Annotated in this window: 16 protein-coding genes, 1 other RNA gene and 6 pseudogenes; 10 read left to right on the top strand and 13 right to left on the bottom strand. The window is 51.4% G+C overall.

Going from position 1 to position 21847, the window contains the following annotated elements; translation table 11 throughout:
- Nucleotides 1–7: 7 nt before the first annotated feature.
- From ACMZI0_RS09270 to ACMZI0_RS09245, 6 genes and pseudogenes are all read left to right on the top strand, one after another.
- Nucleotides 8–1804, top strand: a pseudogene (locus ACMZI0_RS09270) (efflux RND transporter permease subunit).
- 26 nt (nucleotides 1805–1830) lie between these two features.
- Nucleotides 1831–3155 (top strand): annotated as a pseudogene (locus tag ACMZI0_RS09265) (efflux RND transporter permease subunit).
- 165 nt (nucleotides 3156–3320) lie between these two features.
- Nucleotides 3321–3569, top strand: a complete 249-nt coding sequence (locus ACMZI0_RS09260) for a type B 50S ribosomal protein L31 (RefSeq protein WP_415672729.1) — start codon at nucleotides 3321–3323, stop codon at nucleotides 3567–3569.
- Nucleotides 3570–3599: 30 nt separating this feature from the next.
- Nucleotides 3600–3740 carry a type B 50S ribosomal protein L36 gene (gene ykgO, locus ACMZI0_RS09255; protein WP_195315222.1) on the top strand — a complete coding sequence of 47 codons (141 nt, stop codon included), beginning with the start codon at nucleotides 3600–3602 and terminating at the stop codon, nucleotides 3738–3740.
- Between the two features lie 497 nt (nucleotides 3741–4237).
- Nucleotides 4238–4606, top strand: coding sequence for an Hha toxicity modulator TomB (tomB, locus tag ACMZI0_RS09250; RefSeq protein ID WP_415672728.1), 369 nt, complete (start codon nucleotides 4238–4240; stop codon nucleotides 4604–4606).
- A gap of 62 nt (nucleotides 4607–4668) precedes the next feature.
- On the top strand, nucleotides 4669–4872 hold the full coding sequence (locus ACMZI0_RS09245) for an HHA domain-containing protein (protein WP_195315224.1): 204 nt from the start codon (nucleotides 4669–4671) through the stop codon (nucleotides 4870–4872).
- 418 nt (nucleotides 4873–5290) lie between these two features.
- Here ACMZI0_RS09245 and ffs read toward each other — a convergent pair.
- Nucleotides 5291–5387, bottom strand: an RNA gene (gene ffs / locus ACMZI0_RS09240) — signal recognition particle sRNA small type.
- 198 nt (nucleotides 5388–5585) lie between these two features.
- On the opposite strand from ffs, the gene ACMZI0_RS09235 reads away from it, so the two are divergent.
- Nucleotides 5586–5903 (top strand): MGMT family protein, encoded by a 318-nt coding sequence (locus ACMZI0_RS09235; protein WP_415672727.1) that lies wholly within the window; start codon nucleotides 5586–5588, stop codon nucleotides 5901–5903.
- A 141-nt stretch (nucleotides 5904–6044) separates the two neighbouring features.
- Here ACMZI0_RS09235 and ACMZI0_RS09230 read toward each other — a convergent pair whose 3' ends face one another.
- Nucleotides 6045–6434: a YbaY family lipoprotein gene (locus tag ACMZI0_RS09230; protein ID WP_415672726.1), complete on the bottom strand. Its 390-nt coding sequence runs from the start codon at nucleotides 6432–6434 to the stop codon at nucleotides 6045–6047.
- Between the two features lie 256 nt (nucleotides 6435–6690).
- Between ACMZI0_RS09230 and tesB the strand changes: the two genes are divergently transcribed.
- Nucleotides 6691–7557, top strand: a complete 867-nt coding sequence (gene tesB, locus ACMZI0_RS09225; protein ID WP_415672725.1) for an acyl-CoA thioesterase II — start codon at nucleotides 6691–6693, stop codon at nucleotides 7555–7557.
- 81 nt (nucleotides 7558–7638) lie between these two features.
- Here tesB and amtB read toward each other — a convergent pair whose 3' ends face one another.
- From amtB to ACMZI0_RS09200, 5 genes and pseudogenes are all read right to left on the bottom strand, one after another.
- Complete coding sequence (gene amtB / locus ACMZI0_RS09220; RefSeq protein WP_415672724.1) at nucleotides 7639–8919, bottom strand: ammonium transporter AmtB; 1281 nt, start codon at nucleotides 8917–8919, stop codon at nucleotides 7639–7641.
- Nucleotides 8920–8952: 33 nt separating this feature from the next.
- Complete coding sequence (gene glnK, locus ACMZI0_RS09215; RefSeq protein WP_195315229.1) at nucleotides 8953–9291, bottom strand: P-II family nitrogen regulator; 339 nt, start codon at nucleotides 9289–9291, stop codon at nucleotides 8953–8955.
- A 159-nt stretch (nucleotides 9292–9450) separates the two neighbouring features.
- Nucleotides 9451–9702 (bottom strand): annotated as a pseudogene (locus ACMZI0_RS09210) (multidrug ABC transporter permease/ATP-binding protein); the annotation flags it as partial.
- A pseudogene (locus ACMZI0_RS09205) lies at nucleotides 9695–11345 on the bottom strand (ABC transporter transmembrane domain-containing protein). The pseudogenes ACMZI0_RS09210 and ACMZI0_RS09205, both read right to left, overlap by 8 nt.
- A 223-nt stretch (nucleotides 11346–11568) precedes the next feature.
- Nucleotides 11569–12028 (bottom strand): annotated as a pseudogene (locus ACMZI0_RS09200) (Lrp/AsnC family transcriptional regulator).
- A gap of 293 nt (nucleotides 12029–12321) precedes the next feature.
- Between ACMZI0_RS09200 and ACMZI0_RS09195 the strand changes: the two are divergent.
- Nucleotides 12322–13393 (top strand): annotated as a pseudogene (locus ACMZI0_RS09195) (PLP-dependent cysteine synthase family protein).
- Nucleotides 13394–13488: 95 nt separating this feature from the next.
- Complete coding sequence (gene queC, locus ACMZI0_RS09190; RefSeq protein WP_415672723.1) at nucleotides 13489–14187, top strand: 7-cyano-7-deazaguanine synthase QueC; 699 nt, start codon at nucleotides 13489–13491, stop codon at nucleotides 14185–14187.
- A gap of 41 nt (nucleotides 14188–14228) precedes the next feature.
- Here the strand turns inward: queC and ACMZI0_RS09185 are convergent, their stop codons facing one another.
- The 6 genes from ACMZI0_RS09185 to clpX form a co-directional block, all read right to left on the bottom strand.
- Nucleotides 14229–14654, bottom strand: coding sequence for an acyl-CoA thioesterase (locus ACMZI0_RS09185; RefSeq protein WP_415672722.1), 426 nt, complete (start codon nucleotides 14652–14654; stop codon nucleotides 14229–14231).
- Between the two features lie 135 nt (nucleotides 14655–14789).
- Nucleotides 14790–15128 carry a ComEA family DNA-binding protein gene (locus ACMZI0_RS09180; RefSeq protein WP_415672721.1) on the bottom strand — a complete coding sequence of 113 codons (339 nt, stop codon included), beginning with the start codon at nucleotides 15126–15128 and terminating at the stop codon, nucleotides 14790–14792.
- Between the two features lie 138 nt (nucleotides 15129–15266).
- Nucleotides 15267–17141: a peptidylprolyl isomerase gene (gene ppiD / locus ACMZI0_RS09175; protein ID WP_415672737.1), complete on the bottom strand. Its 1875-nt coding sequence runs from the start codon at nucleotides 17139–17141 to the stop codon at nucleotides 15267–15269.
- Between the two features lie 298 nt (nucleotides 17142–17439).
- The gene (gene hupB, locus ACMZI0_RS09170; protein ID WP_195315237.1) at nucleotides 17440–17712 is read right to left on the bottom strand and encodes a nucleoid-associated protein HU-beta; all 273 of its coding nucleotides are present in this window, start codon (nucleotides 17710–17712) and stop codon (nucleotides 17440–17442) included.
- A gap of 196 nt (nucleotides 17713–17908) precedes the next feature.
- Nucleotides 17909–20323 carry an endopeptidase La gene (gene lon / locus ACMZI0_RS09165; protein ID WP_415672720.1) on the bottom strand — a complete coding sequence of 805 codons (2415 nt, stop codon included), beginning with the start codon at nucleotides 20321–20323 and terminating at the stop codon, nucleotides 17909–17911.
- A gap of 188 nt (nucleotides 20324–20511) precedes the next feature.
- Nucleotides 20512–21786, bottom strand: coding sequence for an ATP-dependent protease ATP-binding subunit ClpX (gene clpX / locus ACMZI0_RS09160; RefSeq protein ID WP_415672719.1), 1275 nt, complete (start codon nucleotides 21784–21786; stop codon nucleotides 20512–20514).
- Nucleotides 21787–21847 lie beyond the last annotated feature (61 nt).

Here is a 21847-nt window from a genome sequence, read left to right as displayed (position 1 = left end):
GTAATTCATGGCTAAGTTTTTTATTGATCGTCCCATCTTTGTATGGGTGCTCGCCATTATGGTGATGCTGGCGGGGGCATTGGCAATCATCAAGTTGCCGATTGCCCAGTATCCGACAATTGCACCCCGGCAATTGAAATAACGGCGAACTATCCGGGCGCAGATGCTTCTACACTGCGAGACTCCGTGACGCAGGTTATCGAACAAAACATGAATGGTATCGATAACCTGTTATACATGGCATCCAGCAGTGACTCATCGGGTACGGTTCAGATCACGCTGACGTTTGACTCGAAAGCCGATCCGGATATTGCTCAGGTTCAGGTGCAGAACAAACTGCAACTGGCGATGCCGCCGTTGCCGCAGGAAGTGCAGCAACAAGGCGTGAGCGTACAGAAATCAAGCAGCAGCTTCCTGATGGTGGCAGGCTTTATTTCCGAAGACGGCTCACTGACGCAGCAGGACATTGCTGACTATGTGGCGGCCAACATCAAAGATCCGCTCAGCCGTACCAACGGTGTCGGTGACGTGCAGCTGTTTGGTGCTCAGTACGCGATGCGTATCTGGCTGGATCCGAATAAACTCAATAGTTTCCAGATGACCACTGGCGATGTGGTTGCTGCCATCAAAGTGCAGAACAACCAGATTGCCTCCGGACAATTGGGCGGTACACCGCCGTTGCCGGGACAAAAGCTGAATGCCTCCATCATTGCCCAGACGCGACTGAAATCTGCCGATGAGTTCTCCAACATTCTGTTGCGAGTTAATGCGGACGGTTCACAGGTGCGCCTGCGGGATGTGGCCCGCGTAGAGTTGGGTGGTGAAGATTACAGCGTTATTGCACGCCACAACGGCCAGGCAGCAGCAGGGGTCGGTATCAACTGGCAACCGGTGCTAACGCTCTGGATACCGCCTCAGAGGTAAAAGCCGAGTTGGGTAAGTTACAACAATTTTTCCCGATCGGACTGAAAGTGGTTTATCCCTACGACACTACACCGTTCGTTAAAATCTCTATTAATGAAGTGGTAAAAACGCTGGCAGAAGCCATCGTGCTGGTGTTCCTAGTGATGTATCTGTTCCTGCAAAACTTCCGCGCCACGCTGATCCCGACGATCGCCGTGCCGGTAGTGTTGTTGGGCACGTTCGCTATTCTGTCTGCTTTCGGCTACTCGATTAACACCTTGACCATGTTCGCCATGGTGCTTGCCATCGGCCTGTTGGTGGATGACGCCATCGTGGTAGTGGAGAACGTCGAGCGTGTGATGATGGAAGAAGGGTACCACCCAAGGAAGCCACCAAGAAATCGATGTCGCAAATCCAGGGCGCTCTGGTCGGTATTGGTATTGCACTGGTGCTGTCTGCGGTATTTATTCCTATGGCGTTTACAGGCGGTTCTACCGGTGCCATTTACCGTCAGCTCTCCATCACCATTGTGTCCGCGATGGTGCTGTCCGTACCGGTCGCGTTGATTCTGACTCCGGCGCTCTGTGCCACCCTGCTTAAACCGATCGCCAAGGGTGATCATCACGAGAAGACCGGTTTCTTCGGCTGGTTCAACAAACTGTTCGAAAAGAGCACGCATCACTATACCGATAGCGTCGCTAACATTTTGCGCAGTACCGGACGTTATCTGGTGGTGTATCTGCTGATTGTGGTTGGCCTCGCCTTCCTGTTTATGCGCCTGCTAAGCTCCTTCCTGCCGGAAGAAGATCAGGGCATACTCTTGACCATGGTGCAACTGCCCGCAGGTGCAACGCAAGAGAGCACGGAGCGCGTGCTGGAACGTGTTACCAACACTATCTGAAGAATGAGAAAGACAACGTTAACTCCGTGTTTACCGTTAACGGTTTCGGCTTCTCCGATCGTGGGCAGAACGCAGGTCTGGTGTTTGCCAGCTTGAAAGATTGGGGCGAACGTCCGAGTGCCGAAAACAAGGTCGGTGCCATTGCCGGTCGTGCTAACGGCGCATTCTCGCAGATCAAGGAAGCGATCGTTATCGCCTTTAACGTTCCGGCTATTGTTGAGCTGGGTACGGCAACCGGCCTTGACTTCCAGTTGCTGGACCAGGCTAACCTGGGGCATGAAAAGCTGACAGCAGCACGTAACCAACTGCTCGGAATGGCGGCACAGCGTCCTGATACCGTAGTCGGCGTGCGTCCAAACAGCATGGAAGACACCCCACAGTTCCGTATCGATATCGATCAAGAGAAAGCCCAGGCATTGGGGGTCTCCCTGTCTGATATCAACGCCACGTTGGCAACCGCGCTGGGCGGCAGCTACGTCAATGACTTTATTGACCGCGGCCGTGTGAAGAAGGTATATGTGCAGGCTGATGCGCCGTTCCGTATGCTGCCAAGCGATATTGAGCGCTGGTATGTACGCGGCAGCAACAATCAGATGGTGCCGTTCTCCTCCTTCTCGCAGAGCCACTGGACACACGGTTCACCGCGTCTGGAACGTTATAACGGCCAGCCGTCAATGCAGATTCAGGGTGAAGCCACGCCGGGTAAGAGTACCGGTGAAGCGATGGCCTTGATGGAGGAATTTGCCAGACAGTTGCCGGAAGGCATTGGCTACGACTGGACCGGAATGTCTTATCAAGAACGTCTGTCCGGTAACCAGGCACCGGCCCTGTATGCCATTTCGCTGATTGTGGTGTTCTTGTGTCTGGCCGCGTTGTACGAAAGTTGGTCTATCCCCTTCTCCGTTATGCTGGTAGTCCCGCTTGGTATTATCGGTGCGTTGCTGCAGCCACCATGCGCGGTCTGGAGAACGACGTTTACTTTAAGGTAGGGCTATTAACCACCATTGGTCTATCGGCGAAGAACGCCATTCTGATTGTCGAATTCGCTAAAGATCTGATGGAAAAAGAGGGCAAAGGATTAGTGGAAGCAACGCTTGATGCAGTACGAATGCGTTTACGCCCCATTCTGATGACCTCGTTGGCCTTTATCCTCGGCGTAGTGCCGTTGGTAATCAGCTCCGGTGCGGGTTCCGGTGCGCAGAACGCCGTAGGTACCGTCGTAATGGGCGGGATGATTACCGCAACGGTGCTGGCGATTTTCTTTGTTCCTGTCTTCTTTGTGGTGGTACGCCGCCGCTTTAGCAAAAAAAATGAAGATATTGAGCATAGTCATATCGTTGAGAAACCCTAACTGAGTCATTCCTTAAAGGCCGCGCAAGCGGCTTTTTTATACCTGCCTGTTTTGCCCCTGCACAAGTGCGATCCGCCACGTTAAATCCCTAACCAGAAGAAGGTTGATCTGGTGCCTGAAGAAGCGCACAATTAGTTATGTTATAATATAATAACGAGGTTTTTTATGAAGGCAAATATCCACCCGCACTATCGTACCGTAGCGTTTCACGATACCAGTGCTGATGAGTATTTCATGGTCGGCTCAACCATCCAGACAGACCGCACCATCGAACGGGACGGAGTAACCTATCCCTATGTCACGATTGATGTATCTTCAGCATCCCATCCCTATTACACCGGGAAACAAAAAGAGTATGCCAAAGAAGGGAGTACAGCGCGTTTCCACAAGCGTTTTGGCCATTTTATAAAATAGCGATATATGTAATTCTTAGCAGGAGAAAGTATGCAGGTTCTCAGTTCATTACGCTCGGCGAAAACTCGCCATAAAGATTGTAAAGTGGTCCGTCGACATGGCCGGGTTTACGTTATTTGTAAGACAAATCCACGTTTTAAGGCAGTGCAAGGCAGAAAGAAAAAGCGCTGATAATGACAACAGCACAGCGAACAAGCCTTATACCTTACTAGGGATTTTTATTACATATCAATGTGTTAATAAAAATCCTTCTCCAATTACCTGCACAATTAATATCCTTTTCCCTAGTGATGATATAGTCACAAAAGTAACCTTTCTCAGATAATTCTCGCTCTAATTTGTAAAATAATTTAATAAAGTAATATTATGAAACACCGTATCACCTATTATATATATCGGCTATACAGAAGATCTATCTGATTAAATAGGGTCAAAAACCTTACTTATTTTTTGCGATAACCCATGATTCTTTTGCTATAGTTAGCGTATGGATGGTGCGATATGCCAAGCATCGCGTACCATTCATTAGGATAAATGTGAGCTTATTTCATCACTTAAGCCAAGGAGTCACCAACTGTTGTCAGGGTTTTCTATGAAGTTCCATCAGGGCGCAGGTTTGTAAGCTCCCCTGAGGTAATGTGGAATAACAGCATGACGGAGTGAACGATATGGATGAGTACTCACCGAAACATTATGATATTGCCCAACTCCGATTCTTGTGTGAAAATCTCTGTGACGAAAGCATCGCCACATTGGGGGATAGCAGTCATGGCTGGGTCAATGACCCAACATCTGCGATCAATCTCCAATTAAATGAATTGATTGAGCATATAGCTACATTTATTCTGACTTTTAAAATAAAATACCCCGATGAAGACGAGCTTTTAAAACGGGTTGAGCAGTATTTAGATGACACCTACGATTTGTTCAGTAACTATGGGATTAATGGTGCCGAACTGCGACGCTGGCAACGATCCAAAGCCACATTATTAGGAATGCTCTCACAGGAGAACGTCTGTTCATCTGCTAAATCTTAAGCAATAGATGCTTTTATATTAATTAACCACCAGGTGCTGGTATTGTTTTGATAAAGGTCTTCATGAAAAAAATTGATTATTTGATGCGTTTACGCAAGTGTACGACGATCGACACGCTTGAACGTGTTATCGAGAAGAACAAGTATGAGCTTTCTAGCGATGAGTTGGAAATGTTTTATTCAGCTGCCGATCATCGTTTAGCTGAGCTCACGATGAACAAGCTTTACGACAAGGTTCCCACTGCAGTCTGGAAATACGTACGCTAACCCATACGTTTATACCGGAATGACATAAGGTGAATATCTTACGCCAGCTTGATTGCTGGCGTTTCACTCTCTCTAAGCCATTCGCTTACGTAAATATCACAATTGTAAATCACATACATTGATCTCAATATTAGGCATGTCTCATTGCCTTTTTTTGGTGCAATCCGATTCCATCACAGTAGAATTTTTCTGCTTATCCTAAAAACAACAAAATCTTGCCATTCTCCTCATCATGCTGTTTTTTTAGATAATCAATGGTAGTGCACACTTATCTACTTTCTCTTTAATGTCAAACCGAGGAAGTCATTAGCAACACGGTGCAATTAATAAACACATTGAATACAGAAAACAGAATGAAAAGAATGGCAGTAAAAAGCGCGAAAATTAAAAATAATGAAGGGAACATAAAGGGTGGAGGCCCTGCCAGCTACATCCCGGCACACACGTCTCCTGCTGCGGCTGCTTCCTTCCGGACCTGACCGAGTCCACAGGGTAATGTTGCGGGAGAACCGACAGGGCCTCCATTGATTCGTTTGCTCTGCGTGGTACAGAGCGTGGACATTATCGGGTATGCGCCCGTCAATTGCAAGTTGGCGGCGGCCGACCGTTGTTTTCTTATTCGATTTTCCCTCTAAGTGACCGAAGGGTACGTTTGCAAGCGCACCCACCTGTGCCACTATGTTGATTCGTCGTAGCAGGTAACCGAGGAAGGCATGGAACAGGATAATTTTCGCCAACGTGTTTTTCATATTGTGGCGGCAATCCCCTGGGGCAAAGTCACCACCTACGGCGAGGTGGCCCGCCTTGCGGGTTCTGCACGCGCTGCCCGGCAGGTAGGCGGAGTATTAAAAAAGCTGCCCGAAGGCAGCTCGCTTCCCTGGCATCAGGTGATAAATCGTCATGGTGAAATTTCACTTTCAGGCCCGGATTACATTCGCCAGCGCGAAGCGCTCAGGGCCGAGGGGATAACTTTTACACGTCAGGGAAAAATCGATCTTGTCCGCTATGGCTGGCAGGGCGAAACGCCCTGAAAGCCATGAAGCGTTATCCCGCAGAGTTCAACTATGGGGCTGGCGCGCTGGGTGACAGCAACCCGCCCTGCGCATGGGTTGGCAATGCAACCGATTCTACCGGAATCAACAGCAAGTCAGCACGGGTTACTCCGTTGGTGATCACGGCGGGAATACCTGCGTAGCCATCACAACACGGTTATCAATGGTTACCGCTGCGCTGAGCAATATACGCGCATTCGGTTGAACGTCTGCCGGGTTATACGGCAGGGTGAAAGTAAAAGGTGCCTGTTTCCCATCCGTCCACGCTACTTTTTGTGCCAGCACGCAAGACGGTACATCGGGCACGGTGGCATCAGAAACGGTGACCGTCAGGGCTGCATTAGGCGGCAGAGCAATACGCTGATGCAGGTTGATGGTGCCGCTGACAGCAGGCATGGCAAGCTGATTTTGCGAAACGGTCGGTGAATCGGTGACCGCCGTCGCTGCTACCGCCGCGCCACTCAACACGACAGATAACGTGATACCACCTAAGATATGCCATAATTTCATTGGCCAGTCTCCTTTCGTTATTGTCTGTAACGACGTCAGTGTGGGCAACAACGTGCAACACAGGTTGCGGTGCGACAAGCTCACACCAACGTGATAATGAAAGTATGGCCTACATCGGCCATTTGGCAGTGTTCAATATTCTGAATTTATCATTTTTCGCAAACACATGTGCTGGGCCATGTCGGTTACAACGACAAGCGTTATCATTTATCTTTCTGTATTAGCTAAAATAAATTGCCACCAAGGGAGAGCATCTATGAGTCAGGCACTACAGCACCTTCTCGAACTTCTGAAACTGGAAAAAATTGAGGAAGGGCTCTTCCGTGGGCAAAGTGAAGATTTAGGGTTACGCCAGGTCTTCGGCGGACAAGTCGTCGGCCAGGCGCTGTTTGCGGCCAAGCAGACCGTCGAGGCCGGTCGAGGGTTGCACTCATTCCACAGCTACTTTTTGTTGCCGGGAGACAGCAGCAAACCCATTATCTATGATGTGCAGAACCTGCGGGATGGCAACAGTTTTAGCGCGCGGCGCGTAAGCGCCATCCAGAATGGTAAACCCATATTTTTCATGACCGCCTCCTTTCAACGTCACGAGAGCGGTTTTGAACATCAAAACACCATGCCAGTGGTTCCTGAGCCTGAGTCGTTACCTTCTGAGCAGGAAATTGCGCAAAGCATGGTGCATTTGCTGCCTGAACAGTTTCGCGACAAATTTCTGCAACAGCGTGCCATAGAAATGCGCCCGGTAAAATTTCACAACCCGCTTAAAGGCCAGGTGGATGAACCGGTGCGTCACGTATGGTGCCGTGCGAACGGCACCATACCCGATGATGAGCGCATTCATAAATACCTGCTGGGTTATACGTCGGATTGCAATTTCCTGCTTACGGCGCTGCAACCGCACGGCGTAGGGTTTCTTGAACCGGGTATGCAAGTCGCCACTATCGACCACTCCATGTGGTTCCACCGCCCCTTCCGTCTTGATGATTGGCTACTCTACACTGTGGAAAGCACATCGGCTTCCGGCGCCCATGGATTTGTTCGTGGGCAGTTTTATACCAGAGAAGGTGTGCTCGTTGCTTCCACGGTGCAGGAAGACGTTATGCGACGTCGTGATGCGTCTTGAAACAAGACGACTTGCACAGAGATTAAAAACATAATGAAAAAAACGCGGGCCAAGGCCCGCGTTTTTCACAGCGCGTAGATATTACTGGTTGTAAGCGTTTTCGCCGTGGCTGTTAACATCCAGGCCTTCACGCTCTTGTTCTTCCAGCATACGCAGGCCAACGGCCAGGTCTGCAACTTTGAACGCGATGAATGCCGCAACGCCAGACCAGATGAAAGCGATAATCACGCTAAACAGCTGTACCCAGACTTGATGCGCCATGGTAACGCCTTCTGCGTAGCCCGTGCCGCCCAGAGAAGCAGAGGTGAATACCCCAGTCAGGATACAACCGACGATCCCGCGCACACCGAACACAGCACACGGGTCATCAACGCGCAGCCATCTTTTCAGCACGGTCACGCCCCACAGGCCTGCAAAACCTCCTACCAGACCAATAATCAGCGCGCCACCCACACCGACAGTACCCGCAGCAGGCGTGATTGCAACCAGGCCTGCGATACAACCGGAACAGGCACCCAGCAGAGAAGGCTTACCACGCGCCATCCACTCGCCAATAACCCACGCCAGAATCGCACCCGCAGTAGCCACTACGGTGTTCAGGAAAGCCAGACCGGCAATTTCGTTAGCAGCAGCGGAACCGGCGTTAAAACCGAACCAGCCGATATACGGGATAGCCGTACCGGTAAACACCATCGGCAGGTTATACGGTTTAAACGCTTCTTTGCCGAAACCTGCACGTTTACCCAGCAGGTAAGCCCCCGTCAAACCAGCAACAGCGGCGTTAATATGCACCACAGTACCGCCAGAGAAGTCCAGCGCGCCATCAGCCGCCAGGAAACCGCTGCCCCATACCATGTGCGTCAGCGGCAGGTAGGAGAATGTCAGCCAGATAGCGACGAAAATCAGTACCGCAGAAAAACGAATACGTTCAGCAATCGCCCCGACCACCAGCGCAACGGTGATGCAGGCAAAGGAGGCCCGGAACGCAACGTGGATCAGTTGGTAAATGGTACCGGACTGTGATGTCAGCTCAATGCCTTTGAGCATGAACATGTCCAGACCGCCAAAGAAAGCATTACCGGTCGCAAAGGCCATGCTGTAATCGTAAATGACCCACAGCACGCACACCATGGCAAAGGTCACGGTAACCTGCGTCAACATGGACAGCACGTTTTTGGAACGAATCAGGCCGCCGTAGAACAGAGCAATGCCAGGCAGTGTCATAAACAGGACCAGCGCAGTACAAATCATCATAAAAGCGTTATCCGCTTTATCGATTGCTGGTGTATCAGCAGCCATTGCCAGCGACGGAAGTAACGCTGCGGCGGCAAGGCCTAATAATGAAGAGACTCGTATTTTCATTTTCATCCATCCCAATTTTTCGTCAGCCAGGCATTACAGTGCGGCGTCGTCAGTTTCGCCCGTACGAATACGGATAACGCGTTGCAGTTCAGCAACAAAAATTTTACCGTCGCCAATTTTCCCGGTGTAAGCCGCTTTACTGATCACATCAACGACTTCATCAACCTGATCGTCAGCAATGGCAATATCAATTTTCACTTTCGGCAAAAAGTTGACGCTATATTCAGCACCGCGATACAACTCAGCATGGCCTTTCTGGCGTCCAAATCCTTTCACCTCAGTGACGGTGAGCCCCTGGATGCCGACAGAAGATAAGGCTTCACGCACATCTTCCAGCTTGAATGGTTTTATCACCACAGTAACCAGTTTCATTATCTTCCCCTTACCAATTAAGTTCAGACTTACGCCCGCCACCATTTCGAATAACCTTCACGACAGGTATAAAGCAAAGGCTGTGCCACAAATGAAACGAAGCAGTAATTGCGCAGGGAAATAACGTGAAACCCGCCTGGAGAAGTAAAAGGAAAGGGTAAAGATGTGAAGTAGCGCAGCAAACAGTTGCAGCAAGATATAAACCGCTGCCAATCCGCCTGCCAAGGCCAAAGGAATATTGCCTTTTGCAACCAGGTGATCGATGAAATAGCTCACCAGCGCAGGCCCAGCAACTTCAGCCGCCGCTGCTACCCAGAGCATCACAACACCCAAAATCAGGGATTTCCGCCAAGGAGAACCGTACGCCAACAGTCGCTTCAACGTCGGCCATAACTGTTTTGCGTTAGTCAATTGTCATTTCTCCCTTGACCGAATCTTCATCCAGCGCCGCCTCTAACTGTTGATAGCGGAACATATCGCGATACCATCCGACTTGTGATGCTAACGCGCCATGGCTTCCCCGCTGCGCAACGCTGCCCTGATGTAAAACCAAGATCTCGTCGGCCTCGGTGAGGGCGGAAAGGCGGTGGGCGCCGATGATCAGGGTACGTTTCTCCCCCCAGCGTTTCAGATTGTGCAGAATTTGGTGTTCGGTACGCCCATCAACGGCCGAGAGTGCATCATCAAGGACCAGTATCTCGGCATCCAGCAACAGCGCGCGCGCGATGGCAATACGCTGTTTTTGTCCACCGGAAAGCATCACGCCACGTTCACCCACTTGCGTTTTATAGCCTTGTGGTAAGCGGGCAATGTCATCATGGACGCTGGCGCAGGCTATCCAGATTCAATGTCGCAAGAGGCCGATCGTGAAAGTGAATCTTACCGTCATCCAGATCGAAATGGCGCAGGATCAAGGCCAACAGCGTGCTTTTACCTGAACCGGTAGGGCCGCACAGCCCCAGCATATTGCCCGGCGGTAATCTAAAGGCCACCTGTTCAAGTACCGGGCGCGACTGCTGCGGATAATGAAAGGCACGAATATCGACGTCCAACGCACCGCGTCCTTGCGGCAGCAGCGCATCACCGTCTGCCACCACCGGCACTTCATTCAGCAGTTGACGAATGCGACCGTAAGCCGCGCTTCCGCGCTCCACAATATTGAACATCCACGCCAGCGCCAGCATCGGCCAAATCATCAGGCCTAAATACATCACAAAACTGGTCAGTTGCCCTAACGTCAACGTCCCCTGGAGAATTATCCAACTGCCGCCCCCGACGGCCAGCAGATGCGAGAAACCGACAGCAATGTAAATCGTCGGATCGAAGCGCGCATCCACCCGCGCCACATGCATGTTTTTGCGTCTTGCGTCGTCAGCAACCGCGGCAAACCGGCGCGACTGGTAATCCTCCAACCCAAATGCCTTGATCATGCGAATACTGGTCAGGCTTTCCTGCGCCTGATCGTTAAGCGAAGAAAACGCCGCCTGCGCGCCCTTGAAGCGTTGATGCAACTGCGTGCCATAATGTTTAATCACCAGTGCCATGATGGGCATTGGCAGCAGCACCAGCAGAGTAAGCTGCCAGCTGATTTGGGTGCTCATTACTACCAACACTGCACACCCCATCACCATGGAATCCACCAGCGTCAACACCCCTTCTCCGGCGGCAAACACGACGCGATCAACATCGTTGGTCGCGCGGGCGATCAGATCGCCGGTGCGATGACGCTGATAAAATGCAGGATGCTGGCGGCTCAGTTGGCGGTAAAAATCTTCCCGCAGTTCCACGGCTAACTGGTAGACGGCACCAAACAAAAAAATACGCCACACGTAACGCAGCAGATAAACCATGACCGCGATCAGCGGCATCGCGCCGATCCATTTCATCACCGTCGCCGCAGGCATGGCATCACGCGTGACGCCATCCACAATCACGCCGACCAGTTTAGGCGGCAGCAGTTGCAAGATGGCGATAATGATAAGAAGAACCACGGCCCCAAGGTAACGCCGCCATTCTCGGCGAAAATACCAGGCCAATTGAGCAAAAAGTCGCACGCTGTTGTTATTCCATTTTCCAGATAGGGCTGCGAAATATCACCGGCCCATTATACAGAAAGCTTATGCGCACCATTATCTATACCCTAAATAATTCGAGTTGCAGGAAGGTGGCAAGTGAGTGAATCCCGATGAGCTTACTCAAGTAAGTGATTCGGGTGAACGCGCGCAGCCAACGCATCTGCAGCTTGAAGTATGACGGATATATTCATGGCGCAATTTGTCATGGCACAATCGGGAGTGCAGTAGTGTGCTTTATCCGTTCCATGGCAAAGCTGAAGGTCACATCGATCAGGCCAGGAATGCCGCTGACCAAACGTTTGTAAAAATTATCATAGCTTTTCATATCAGCGACCTGAACCTGCATCAGGTAATCATATTCGCCGGCCATACGATAAAACGACAACACCTCTGGCATATCCGACACTACCTGAGAAAATTTTTCATACCAGGCGCTATTGTGCTGTTGCGTTTTCAATAACACAAAAGCGGTCAACCCCAGTTCCAGACGTTCATTATCCAGCAGCGCAACGCGCGCGGATATATCCCTCCTCTTCCAGACGCTTCAAACGTTTCCAGCAGGGAGTCGATGTCAGATGCACCGCATCAGCCAGCGTTTGCAACGACAAGGTGCAGTCATGTTGCAGCAGGTTAAGCAGCGTGCGATCGATTTTGTCCAGCATAGCGGCATTCCAGAATCATTTTTCTCCTATTTCACGCGCAACAGCATGAAAAGGCAACCGCGGCGCGGGAAAACCCGCTCTTTTTTCCCCTTATCACAGTACGCTAGAGCCGTGATAACACATTGATTCTTACAAAAACCATATAAAGGAGAAAAATTTCCCCTAATAACTAAAAAGTGAAGAATAAAAACACCACAAAACAATCAATCAAAGTTCAAAAAAACAATCCTTTTTTCTGCAAAACTGGATAGGCTACGCCTTATAAATGCAAAGCAGGCAAAGAGAGCAACATCATGACCAACGCGTGGGTGAAACAGGCCATTAGCGCTATCGAAGCAGATTTTCAGCGTTCAGCCGATACCCATCTGATTCTCTTAACACTACCGCACTATCCCGGGATTTATTTCTATCTGAAAGGTGAGAGCACGCACCCAAGCGGCAGTCTAAAGCATCGGCTGGCACGCTCCCTTTCTTTATGGCTTATGCAACGGCTGGATAAAGGAAGGCACGCCCATTATTGAAGCCTCCTCCGGCAGCACCGCTATCTCGGAAGCCTATTTTGCCCGTCTGTTGGGCCTGCCCTTCATTGCCGTTATGCCCACCCGTACTGCAAAACGCAAAGTGCAGCAAATAACCTTCTATGGCGGCCAATGCTACTTCGTTGATCAGTCAAGCCAGATCTATGCTGCATCGGAGCAATTGGCCCGCGAACTGAACGGCCACTATATGGATCAGTTCACCTATACTGAGCGTGCAACTGACTGGCGCGGCAATAACAATATTGCTGAAAGTATTTTCCGCCAGATGGCGCGCGAGCCCTATCCCATCCCCGATTACATCGTGATGAGTGCTGGCACCGGCGGCACCTCCGCAACGTTGGGACGTTACATCCGTCATCAAGGCATCGACTCACAACTCATGGTGGTTGATCCAGAGAACTCGGTATTTTTTGATTACTACCACCAGCGCGATCGCGCCCTGACGGGGCACTGTGGCAGTAAAATCGAGGGGATTGGCCGCCCACGTGCAGAACCGTCCTTTATACCTGACGTCATCGACAGCATGATGCAGGTGCCGGATGCGGCCAGCATCGCCACCCTGTATTGGCTGGAGCGCATTTTAGGACTCAAGGTGGGCGCATCTACCGGCACTAATGTCTGGGACATGTTGCAACTGGCTAACCGCATGCGTGCACAGGGCAAACAAGGGGCGATTGTCACCCTGCTGTGTGACAGCGGGGAACGTTATCTGGATACCTATTACAACGCCGAGTGGATAGCGCAAAATATCGGCGATATCAACCCATATCTGGCGCAGCTTAACGCCGGACTACCGCAGAGTCATCCAGAACTGATTTTGGCCTGATACTGCGTTAACGCTGAAAACCACGCCGTTTTGCTATAGCATGTACTTTTAAGAAACACAGGGCAAATCGCCCTTTAGAGCGAACAGGTACAGCGATGACAAAACATGCAGTGGTCGTTTTCAGCGGCGGTCAGGATTCCACCACCTGCCTGATTCAGGCACTCAGCCTCTATGATGAAGTGCACTGCGTGACGTTCGATTACGGTCAGCGCCACCGGGCGGAAATCGATATTGCACGCACGCTGGCAAACCAACTGGGTGTCAAAGCACACAAAGTGCTGGATGTCGGGTTGCTTAACGAACTGGCTGTCAGCAGTCTGACGCGCGACAATATCGCCGTTCCTGATTACGACGCTTCTGCATCCGGTATCCCGAGCACGTTTGTGCCAGGACGTAATATCCTGTTTCTTACGCTGGCCGCCATTTACGCCTATCAGGTCGGTGCTGAAGCGGTGATCACCGGCGTATGTGAAACGGATTTTTCAGGCTATCCTGACTGCCGCGATGAGTTTGTCAAAGCATTGAATCAGGCTATCGTACTCGGCATCGCTCGCGACATTCAGTTTGTGACGCCGCTTATGTGGCTGAACAAAGCGGAAACCTGGGCATTGGCTGACCATTACCAACATTTGGATACGGTACGCAATGAAACGTTGACCTGCTACAACGGGATTCAGGGCGACGGTTGCGGTCACTGTGCGGCATGTCATTTGCGTGCAAATGGCTTAGCGCAGTATCAGCAGGATCCGGCCGGGGTCATGGCAGCGATGAAACGTAAGACGGGGTTGCAGTAATTTAACCCGAAAGTGGGGCTTCATCTTCCGCCCCTTTTTCGTTATGCCACCTGGGCATCATGGGACGATGGAGGCTGCATAAATGCTTCCAAATGCGCCAACAGTTCCCCTTCCAGCGGCAATGCCTTTTGCGTCGACAAATCAATACACACAAAGGTCAAGGTTGCATCGACAATTGGAACCTCATCAGCCGTGCGCACCATCTTTTGGCTGATCACCCCACTTTTGGCATTCAGGTGTAGCAGCTCGCTTTCTATGCGTAGCACATCCCCCAATACTGCCGGGGTGCGATAATTGATATTGACCACCACGAACGCAATGCCTTGCTGTTGCATCCAATGGAAAGCGGGCAAATTCTCCAGCCATTGCCAGCGAGCCTCTTCCATGAACTCCAGATAGCGAGCGTTATTAACATGCTGATAAACATCGATATGAAAGCCAAGAACGGGAATAAAGGTGTGTACCACGTAATGACTCCTAAACAGATTAACGCCACCAACTGGTTGGACCTGTAAGTAAGGTTAGCAGAAAATAGCGGCAGCAAATAACCCCACTGCCGCGTAGGCATGACATCAGAGACACTACAGATGCGAATCAACCACTTACAGCACCAGACGTGCGCGATTATTCTCAACCAGAGTCGGTCCGATGCCAGGCACTTCCTGCAACTGCTCAATATCGGTAAAAGGGCCGTTTTCATCGCGGAATTGAACAATTGCCTCCGCTCTGCGCGCTCCTATCCCTTGTAGCTGGGTCAACTGCTGCGCGGTGTCTGTATTGATATTGACCGTTCCCTGCTCCGTACCTGCTGTCTGCGACTGTGCCGACGACGCACTGCTGTTTGCTGCCGCATCTCCCGTTTGCGCCAGAACGCCACCGGTAAAGGCGGACAAGCTCATGGCAAGGCACAAACACAGCGCTGACATTCCCTTCTTTTTCATACAGCATCTCCCTATTGATTAACTGGAGATACAGCGTGCCGAAACAAAGGAAATCGCACAAACCACAGCGTTCAAATTTAGAAAAGGCCGCGAAAGCGACCTTTTCTTGTTACAGCGGATTGCAAATTAATGCATGGCTTACTGCGGTTGCTGCTCCTGAGCAGCAGCACCTAATTTGATAGTCGCTTCGCTGCGCAAGCTGGAAACCAAGGTATCAAACAGTGTTGTCACTGCGCTCTGCTCAACCTGGCTGGCAAACTGCGCTTTCTGCTCATCAGTAATGGCGTGGGGTTTCACGCTGTCCAGCGCAACAATCACCACATTGCCGGCCTGATCGCGTGCAATACCGTAACTGACCTTATCCTTCTGCGGTACAGGCAAGGCAAAAACGCTTTCCGCCAACACATTGCCCTGTGCAACAGATGACAGGGTTTCTGGCTCGCCAAAGCTGAGGTTTGCCGCTTTCAGCGAATCATCTTTGCCCTGTTTCAGGTCAACCAGAATTTTTTCAGCCTGTAGGTTTGCCTGCTGCTGCGCTTTCTGCACTTTCAGCACCTGCACAATCTCATCACGCACCTGATCCAGAGGACGTGGCGTCTCAGCGCGGTGGTCGGTGATACGCAGCACTATCGCGCGATCGCCATCGACGCTGATAACATCGGAGTTACTGCCCGGCGCGCTGTTATCCCCTAACAGGGTGCCGCCAAAAATGGCCTGCGTGACCTGAGGGAAATTCAGTTCAGCCGGTACCTGATCGTGGCTAAACCACGCCGTTTCAGTGGCTTTCTGACCTGCAGCCTCTTCCGCTGATGCCAGCGACTCATTGTCGTTGCTTGCCGCCTCGCTGACTTTGCGTTGCACGGTAAAGAACTCATCCAGCGCCTTTTCACGTTTTGCTCTGACAGCAATGTCATCGCGAACCGCACTCAACGGTTTAACCTGAGCCGCCTGAATGTCATCCAGACGTACAATCAAGTAGCCCACAGAGGATTTCACCGGCTCAGAGATCTGGCCTTTTTCTGTCAGTTTTGCCTGCTGCAACTCATCAATCGTCGCGTTGGCATCCATCCAGCCTAGATCGCCGCCGTTACGACGCGATACGACATCCTGAGATTTCTCTTTTGCCAGCGCAGCAAAATCAGCACCGTTCTTCAGTTCATCCAGCACAGCACGAGCGTCCGCTTCGGTTTTGAGCTGAATAACGCTAAAACGCTTGCGCTCAGGCTGGGTAAACTCTTGCTGGTTTTTCTGGTAAAACGCCGCGATATCGGCATCAGTGATTTTCACACTGTCCATAACGCGTGCCGCATCCAACAGCAGGTAACTGGCCTTGAAGGCCTCCGGATCGATAAAACGACTCTTGTTGCTGTCGTAATAGCCCTTGATCTCTTCATCCGTCACGTTCAGCGTTTTGGCAATCGCCGCCACGTCAATCGTGGCCGTTCTCACTATACGATCCTGTGCAGCCTGCGCCACCAGACTGTCGATCTCTTTTGGCAGAGAGAATTGTGTTGCACCCAGCCCCTGAATCAGTTGCTGCGTGACCAGTTGCTTACGCAGCAATTCTGCGTAGCGATCCGGCGTCAGGCCCAAACGACGTACCTGATCCAGGTACTTTTCGTTATCGAACTGGTTATTGGTTTGGAAAGCGGGAACGGCAAAAATCGCCTGTTTAATCTGCGCATCGCTGATATTCAGCCCAAGTTTACGGGCATATTGATCAATCAGCGCCTCATCGATCAGCTGCGAGAGCATCTGCTGCATGTAGCCGTCATTGCCCGCGAGCACGGAAAAGTTTTCTCCCAACTGTTCCTGCATGCGGCTACGCTCGTTTTGCACTACTTGCTCAAACTGCGCACGGCCAATTTCCTGCCCATTGACTTTGGCGGCGTAATCATTGGAACCACCGATAAGGTAATCACCCACGCCCGTCAACACGAAGGAGGCGACGATCAAGCCCAGAATAATTTTCAGCACGACGTTATTAGCGGCCGCGCGTAAATTGTCCATCATAATGTGACAACTCTCCGCTGTAGTATGGATAACACGCCCTGCGCTGGCCAAAACCACGCTTCCCTGCGCTTCTGGCGAAGCATGATGCCAGAATGCCAGTGTCTGGCATGAAATGCCAGAGAGAGGAGCGGGAAAGACTTTACGCTGCAACGCGACGCCCCGCAGGGTGATGGGCAGCGTTCGCCCGTCATAAAAAAGGCACATCATAAAATGATGCGCCCCTTACTTACCGACACCGTGGCGTCAGGTAATGTTTGGTAACGTACTCGGATTACAGCACAAACCTGTGACGAGATAATCAGTTAACGGCGTCTTTCAGCGATTTACCGGCACGGAAGCCTGGTACTTTTGCTGCTGGAATACTGATTTCCTTGCCCGTTTGCGGATTGCGCCCAGTGCGTGCAGCACGCTCACGCACGGAGAACGTACCAAATCCTACCAGTGCAACGTCATCCCCTGCTTTCAGAGAATCAGTAACAGAACCAATAATTGCATCTAACACACGCCCTGCTGCCGCTTTGGAAATATCAGCATCTGCGGCAATTTTGTCGATCAATTGTGACTTGTTCACTCTCTCATCCCCTCTGAAATCCTGTTGTCACGCTGAATATCCCAAAACGCGACACGTAGCTTTTTTCAATCCTGCCAAACCTTAGCACAGCGTACTGGCTAAGACTAACAGTGCCATAACTTAGCGGTACAAAAAAACGCTGGCAAGCGCCATTTCTGCTGCCAGAGTGATTTTTCTCAAGGGTTTTTGCGATAGGTCACTCTTTCGCGGCCTTTGCGGGCACCGCTTTCGCCTTGGCAGATGCCCGTTTGGCCTTTACGGGCTCGGGCTGCATACCGTCCGGCGGATTTTGTAACGCTAACGCAAGCACTTCCTCGATACGTTTGACCGGGTGAATATCCAGATCGGCAATCACATTTTGCGGGATTTCTTCCAGATCGCGTTTGTTCTCATCAGGAATCAACACCGTCTTAATGCCACCGCGATGAGCAGCCAACAGCTTCTCTTTCAAGCCCCCGATTGGCAATACCAAACCTCGCAGCGTGATTTCCCCGGTCATCGCCACATCGGCACGCACCGGATTGCCCGTCAGACAGGAAACCTGTGCGGTACACATGGCAATCCCGGCGCTCGGGCCATCTTTGGGCGTAGCCCCTTCCGGCACATGCACGTGGATATCACGTTTTTCATGGAAATCCGCATTGATACCCAGCCGTTCAGCACGCGCACGCACCACGGTGAGCGCCGCTTGGATGGATTCCTGCATGACTTCCCCAAGCGAACCGGTATACGTCAATTTGCCCTTGCCCGGCACGCAGGCGGTTTCAATGGTCAGCAAATCACCGCCAACTTCTGTCCAGGCCAACCCAGTGACCTGCCCAACGCGGTTCTCTTCATCCGCGCGACCATAGTCAAAGCGCTGAACACCAAGAAAATCTTTAAGGTTATCGCCCGTAATCTCAATACGCTTAACAGTTTTATCCATCAACAGCGTTTTTACTGCCTTACGACACAGTTTGGAGATTTCACGCTCCAGACTACGCACGCCCGCTTCACGCGTGTAGTAACGGATAATACCGGAGATGGCGCTGTCATCAACGGTCAACTCGCCTTTCTTCAACGCGTTGCGTTCAATCTGCTTCGGCAGCAAATGGCGTTTGGCAATATTAAGCTTCTCATCCTCGGTGTATCCGGACAGGCGGATCACTTCCATACGGTCCAGCAACGGCGCAGGAATGTTCATCGAGTTAGAGGTAGCAACAAACATCACATCGGACAGATCGTAGTCCACTTCGAGATAGTGGTCATTAAACGTGACGTTCTGCTCCGGATCCAGCACTTCGAGCAACGCAGAGGCCGGATCGCCACGCATATCAGACGACATCTTGTCGATCTCATCCAACAGGAACAGTGGGTTTTTTACCCCAACCTTGGCCATTTTCTGGATCAATTTGCCCGGCAATGAGCCAATATAGGTACGACGGTGCCCGCGAATTTCCGCTTCATCACGCACGCCACCGAGCGCCATACGCACGTATTCACGCCCTGTTGCCTTGGCGATGGACTGCCCCAGAGAGGTTTTCCCCACCCCCGGCGGCCCGACCAGGCACAGAATCGGTCCCTTGATTTTGCTGACACGACTTTGTACCGCAAGATATTCAAGAATACGCTCTTTAACGCGATCCAGACCGTAGTGGTCGGTATCCAAGGTTTCCTGCGCCTTAACCAGGTCTTTTTTCACCTTGCTGCGCGCATTCCATGGCACCTGAACCATCCAGTCGATGTAGCTGCGCACCACGGTGGCCTCAGCCGACATCGGCGACATCATCTTCAGCTTTTGCAGCTCGGCTTCCGCCTTTTCCCGCGCCTCTTTCGGCATCTTGGCCGCTTCAATCTTGCGTTTCAGCGCTTCGTGTTCATCCGGCGCGTCATCCATCTCACCGAGCTCTTTTTGAATCGCTTTCATTTGCTCGTTGAGATAGTACTCGCGCTGACTTTTCTCCATCTGCTTTTTCACGCGACTACGGATACGTTTTTCCACCTGCAACAGGTCGATTTCCGACTCCATCATCGCCATCAGATATTCGAGACGCTCCGTGATATCAGACATTTCCAGCACGGACTGTTTGTCAGCCAGTTTCAGCGGCATGTGGGCGGCAATGGTATCCGCCAGACGTGCTGCATCTTCAATTTCAATGCTGTTCAGCGAGGTCAACACTTCCGGCGGGATTTTCTTGTTCAGCTTGATGTATCCCTCGAATTGATTGACCGCCGTGCGCATCAGAACTTCCTGCTCGCGCTCATCAATCGCTGGCGAGGTCAGGTATTCCGCCTGGGCAGCAAAATGTTCGCCACCATCAGACAGCGTGGTGATACGCGCGCGTTGCAACCCTTCCACCAGCACCTTGACCGTGCCGTCCGGCAGTTTCAGCATTTGCAGAATAGAGGCGACCGTCCCTACCGAGAAAAGATCGTTAATACTGGGTTCATCCGTTGAAGCCTCTTTTTGTGCCACCAACATGATCTTTTTATCGTGATCCATCGCGGCTTCAAGGCAACAAATCGATTTCTCCCGGCCAACAAACAACGGAATGACCATGTGCGGATAAACCACCACATCGCGCAACGGCAATACGGGGATTTCAATGCGTTCGGAACGCTCAGGGTTCATAGAGCTCTCTCTTAGTTTCGTTTCCGCCAGGTTAAAGGAATCTCGTGAAACGCGGATGTCACGGGTTTCGCCAACAAGTATTGGAGTATATGGGGATAGACATCAGACATTCAACGACCAGAACGTGCAAAAAAAATGGGAGATAAAATCTCCCATTTTTAACTTCCGTTGCGCAATGAATTGACGATTTATTCGCCAGATGCCTGCTGTGCTTCGGGTTTGCCGTAGATCAGCAAGGGCTCAGATTGACCGGCAATCACCGATTCATCAATCACCACTTTATCGACGCTCTCCATGGAGGGTAGATCGTACATGGTGTCCAGCAACGCCGCTTCCACGATAGAGCGCAAACCGCGTGCGCCGGTTTTACGCGCCATGGCTTTCTTGGCAATCGCTGTCAATGCCTCTTCGCGGAACTCCAGCTCAACCCCTTCAAGATTGAACAGCGCCTGATACTGCTTGGTCAGCGCATTTTTCGGTTCACGCAGGATCTGAATCAGCGCATCTTCGCTCAGCTCTCTCAACGTCGCAACCACGGGTAAACGGCCGATAAACTCAGGAATCAGACCAAACTTGATCAAATCGCCCGGTTCTACCTGGCTCAGCAGCTCGCCTTCGGTTGCCTTTTGCGCACTGCCTTTCACCGTTGCCGCAAAGCCGATACCACGACCGGTATCAACACGCCACTCGATCACTTTATCCAGGCCAGCAAACGCACCGCCGCAGATAAACAGGATCTTGGAAGTATCAACCTGCAAAAACTCCTGCTGCGGATGCTTGCGCCCACCTTGCGGCGGCACCGCAGCAATGGTGCCTTCAATCAATTTCAGCAACGCCTGCTGCACACCTTCACCTGACACATCACGGGTGATGGAGGGGTTATCAGACTTGCGCGAAATCTTGTCGATTTCATCGATATACACGATACCGCGCTGTGCTTTCTGTACGTCGTAATCGCATTTTTGCAGCAGCTTCTGAATGATATTTTCCACATCTTCACCCACGTAACCCGCTTCGGTCAGCGTGGTGGCATCCGCCATCGTGAAAGGCACATCCAGGAAACGGGCCAGCGTTTCAGCCAACAGGGTTTTACCGCTCCCAGTCGGGCCAATCAGCAGAATGTTACTCTTGCCCAGTTCAATGCCGTTGCTGCTGTCGCCATTACGCAAACGCTTGTAGTGATTGTATACCGCTACTGCCAGAACCTTTTTCGCCTGCTCCTGGCCGATAACATAATCATCCAGGTGACGGCGAATTTCATGGGGCGTCGGTAACGCACTGCGTTCACGATGCGGAGCCACTTCTTTGATCTCTTCGCGAATGATGTCATTGCACAGATCGACACATTCATCGCAGATATACACTGACGGCCCGGCAATCAGCTTACGGACCTCATGCTGGCTTTTGCCGCAGAAAGAACAGTACAGCAACTTTCCTGAACCGTCTTTGCGCTTATCTGTCATCAGTAAACCTCTTCTTTTGTCTCTTGCCCGCAGGCCCAACAGTGATATCACTACAGCCCGA

Source organism: Symbiopectobacterium sp. (genome assembly GCF_047692315.1).
Classification (GTDB): Bacteria; Pseudomonadota; Gammaproteobacteria; order Enterobacterales; family Enterobacteriaceae; genus Symbiopectobacterium.
Note: the sequence above shows the minus strand (reverse complement) of the source record. Positions and strands in the feature narration are given on the sequence as shown.

Excerpts from the sequence above, each read along its gene's own strand:
- ACMZI0_RS09260 (WP_415672729.1), top strand. The coding sequence starts at position 3,321 with ATGAAGGCAAATATCCACCCGCACTATCGTACCGTAGCGTTTCACGAT.
- ykgO (WP_195315222.1), top strand. The coding sequence starts at position 3,600 with ATGCAGGTTCTCAGTTCATTACGCTCGGCGAAAACTCGCCATAAAGAT.
- tomB (WP_415672728.1), top strand. The coding sequence starts at position 4,238 with ATGGATGAGTACTCACCGAAACATTATGATATTGCCCAACTCCGATTC.
- ACMZI0_RS09245 (WP_195315224.1), top strand. The coding sequence starts at position 4,669 with ATGAAAAAAATTGATTATTTGATGCGTTTACGCAAGTGTACGACGATC.
- ACMZI0_RS09235 (WP_415672727.1), top strand. The coding sequence starts at position 5,586 with ATGGAACAGGATAATTTTCGCCAACGTGTTTTTCATATTGTGGCGGCA.
- ACMZI0_RS09230 (WP_415672726.1), bottom strand. The coding sequence starts at position 6,434 with ATGAAATTATGGCATATCTTAGGTGGTATCACGTTATCTGTCGTGTTG.
- tesB (WP_415672725.1), top strand. The coding sequence starts at position 6,691 with ATGAGTCAGGCACTACAGCACCTTCTCGAACTTCTGAAACTGGAAAAA.
- amtB (WP_415672724.1), bottom strand. The coding sequence starts at position 8,919 with ATGAAAATACGAGTCTCTTCATTATTAGGCCTTGCCGCCGCAGCGTTA.
- glnK (WP_195315229.1), bottom strand. The coding sequence starts at position 9,291 with ATGAAACTGGTTACTGTGGTGATAAAACCATTCAAGCTGGAAGATGTG.
- queC (WP_415672723.1), top strand. The coding sequence starts at position 13,489 with ATGACAAAACATGCAGTGGTCGTTTTCAGCGGCGGTCAGGATTCCACC.
- ACMZI0_RS09180 (WP_415672721.1), bottom strand. The coding sequence starts at position 15,128 with ATGAAAAAGAAGGGAATGTCAGCGCTGTGTTTGTGCCTTGCCATGAGC.
- ppiD (WP_415672737.1), bottom strand. The coding sequence starts at position 17,141 with ATGATGGACAATTTACGCGCGGCCGCTAATAACGTCGTGCTGAAAATT.
- lon (WP_415672720.1), bottom strand. The coding sequence starts at position 20,323 with ATGAACCCTGAGCGTTCCGAACGCATTGAAATCCCCGTATTGCCGTTG.
- clpX (WP_415672719.1), bottom strand. The coding sequence starts at position 21,786 with ATGACAGATAAGCGCAAAGACGGTTCAGGAAAGTTGCTGTACTGTTCT.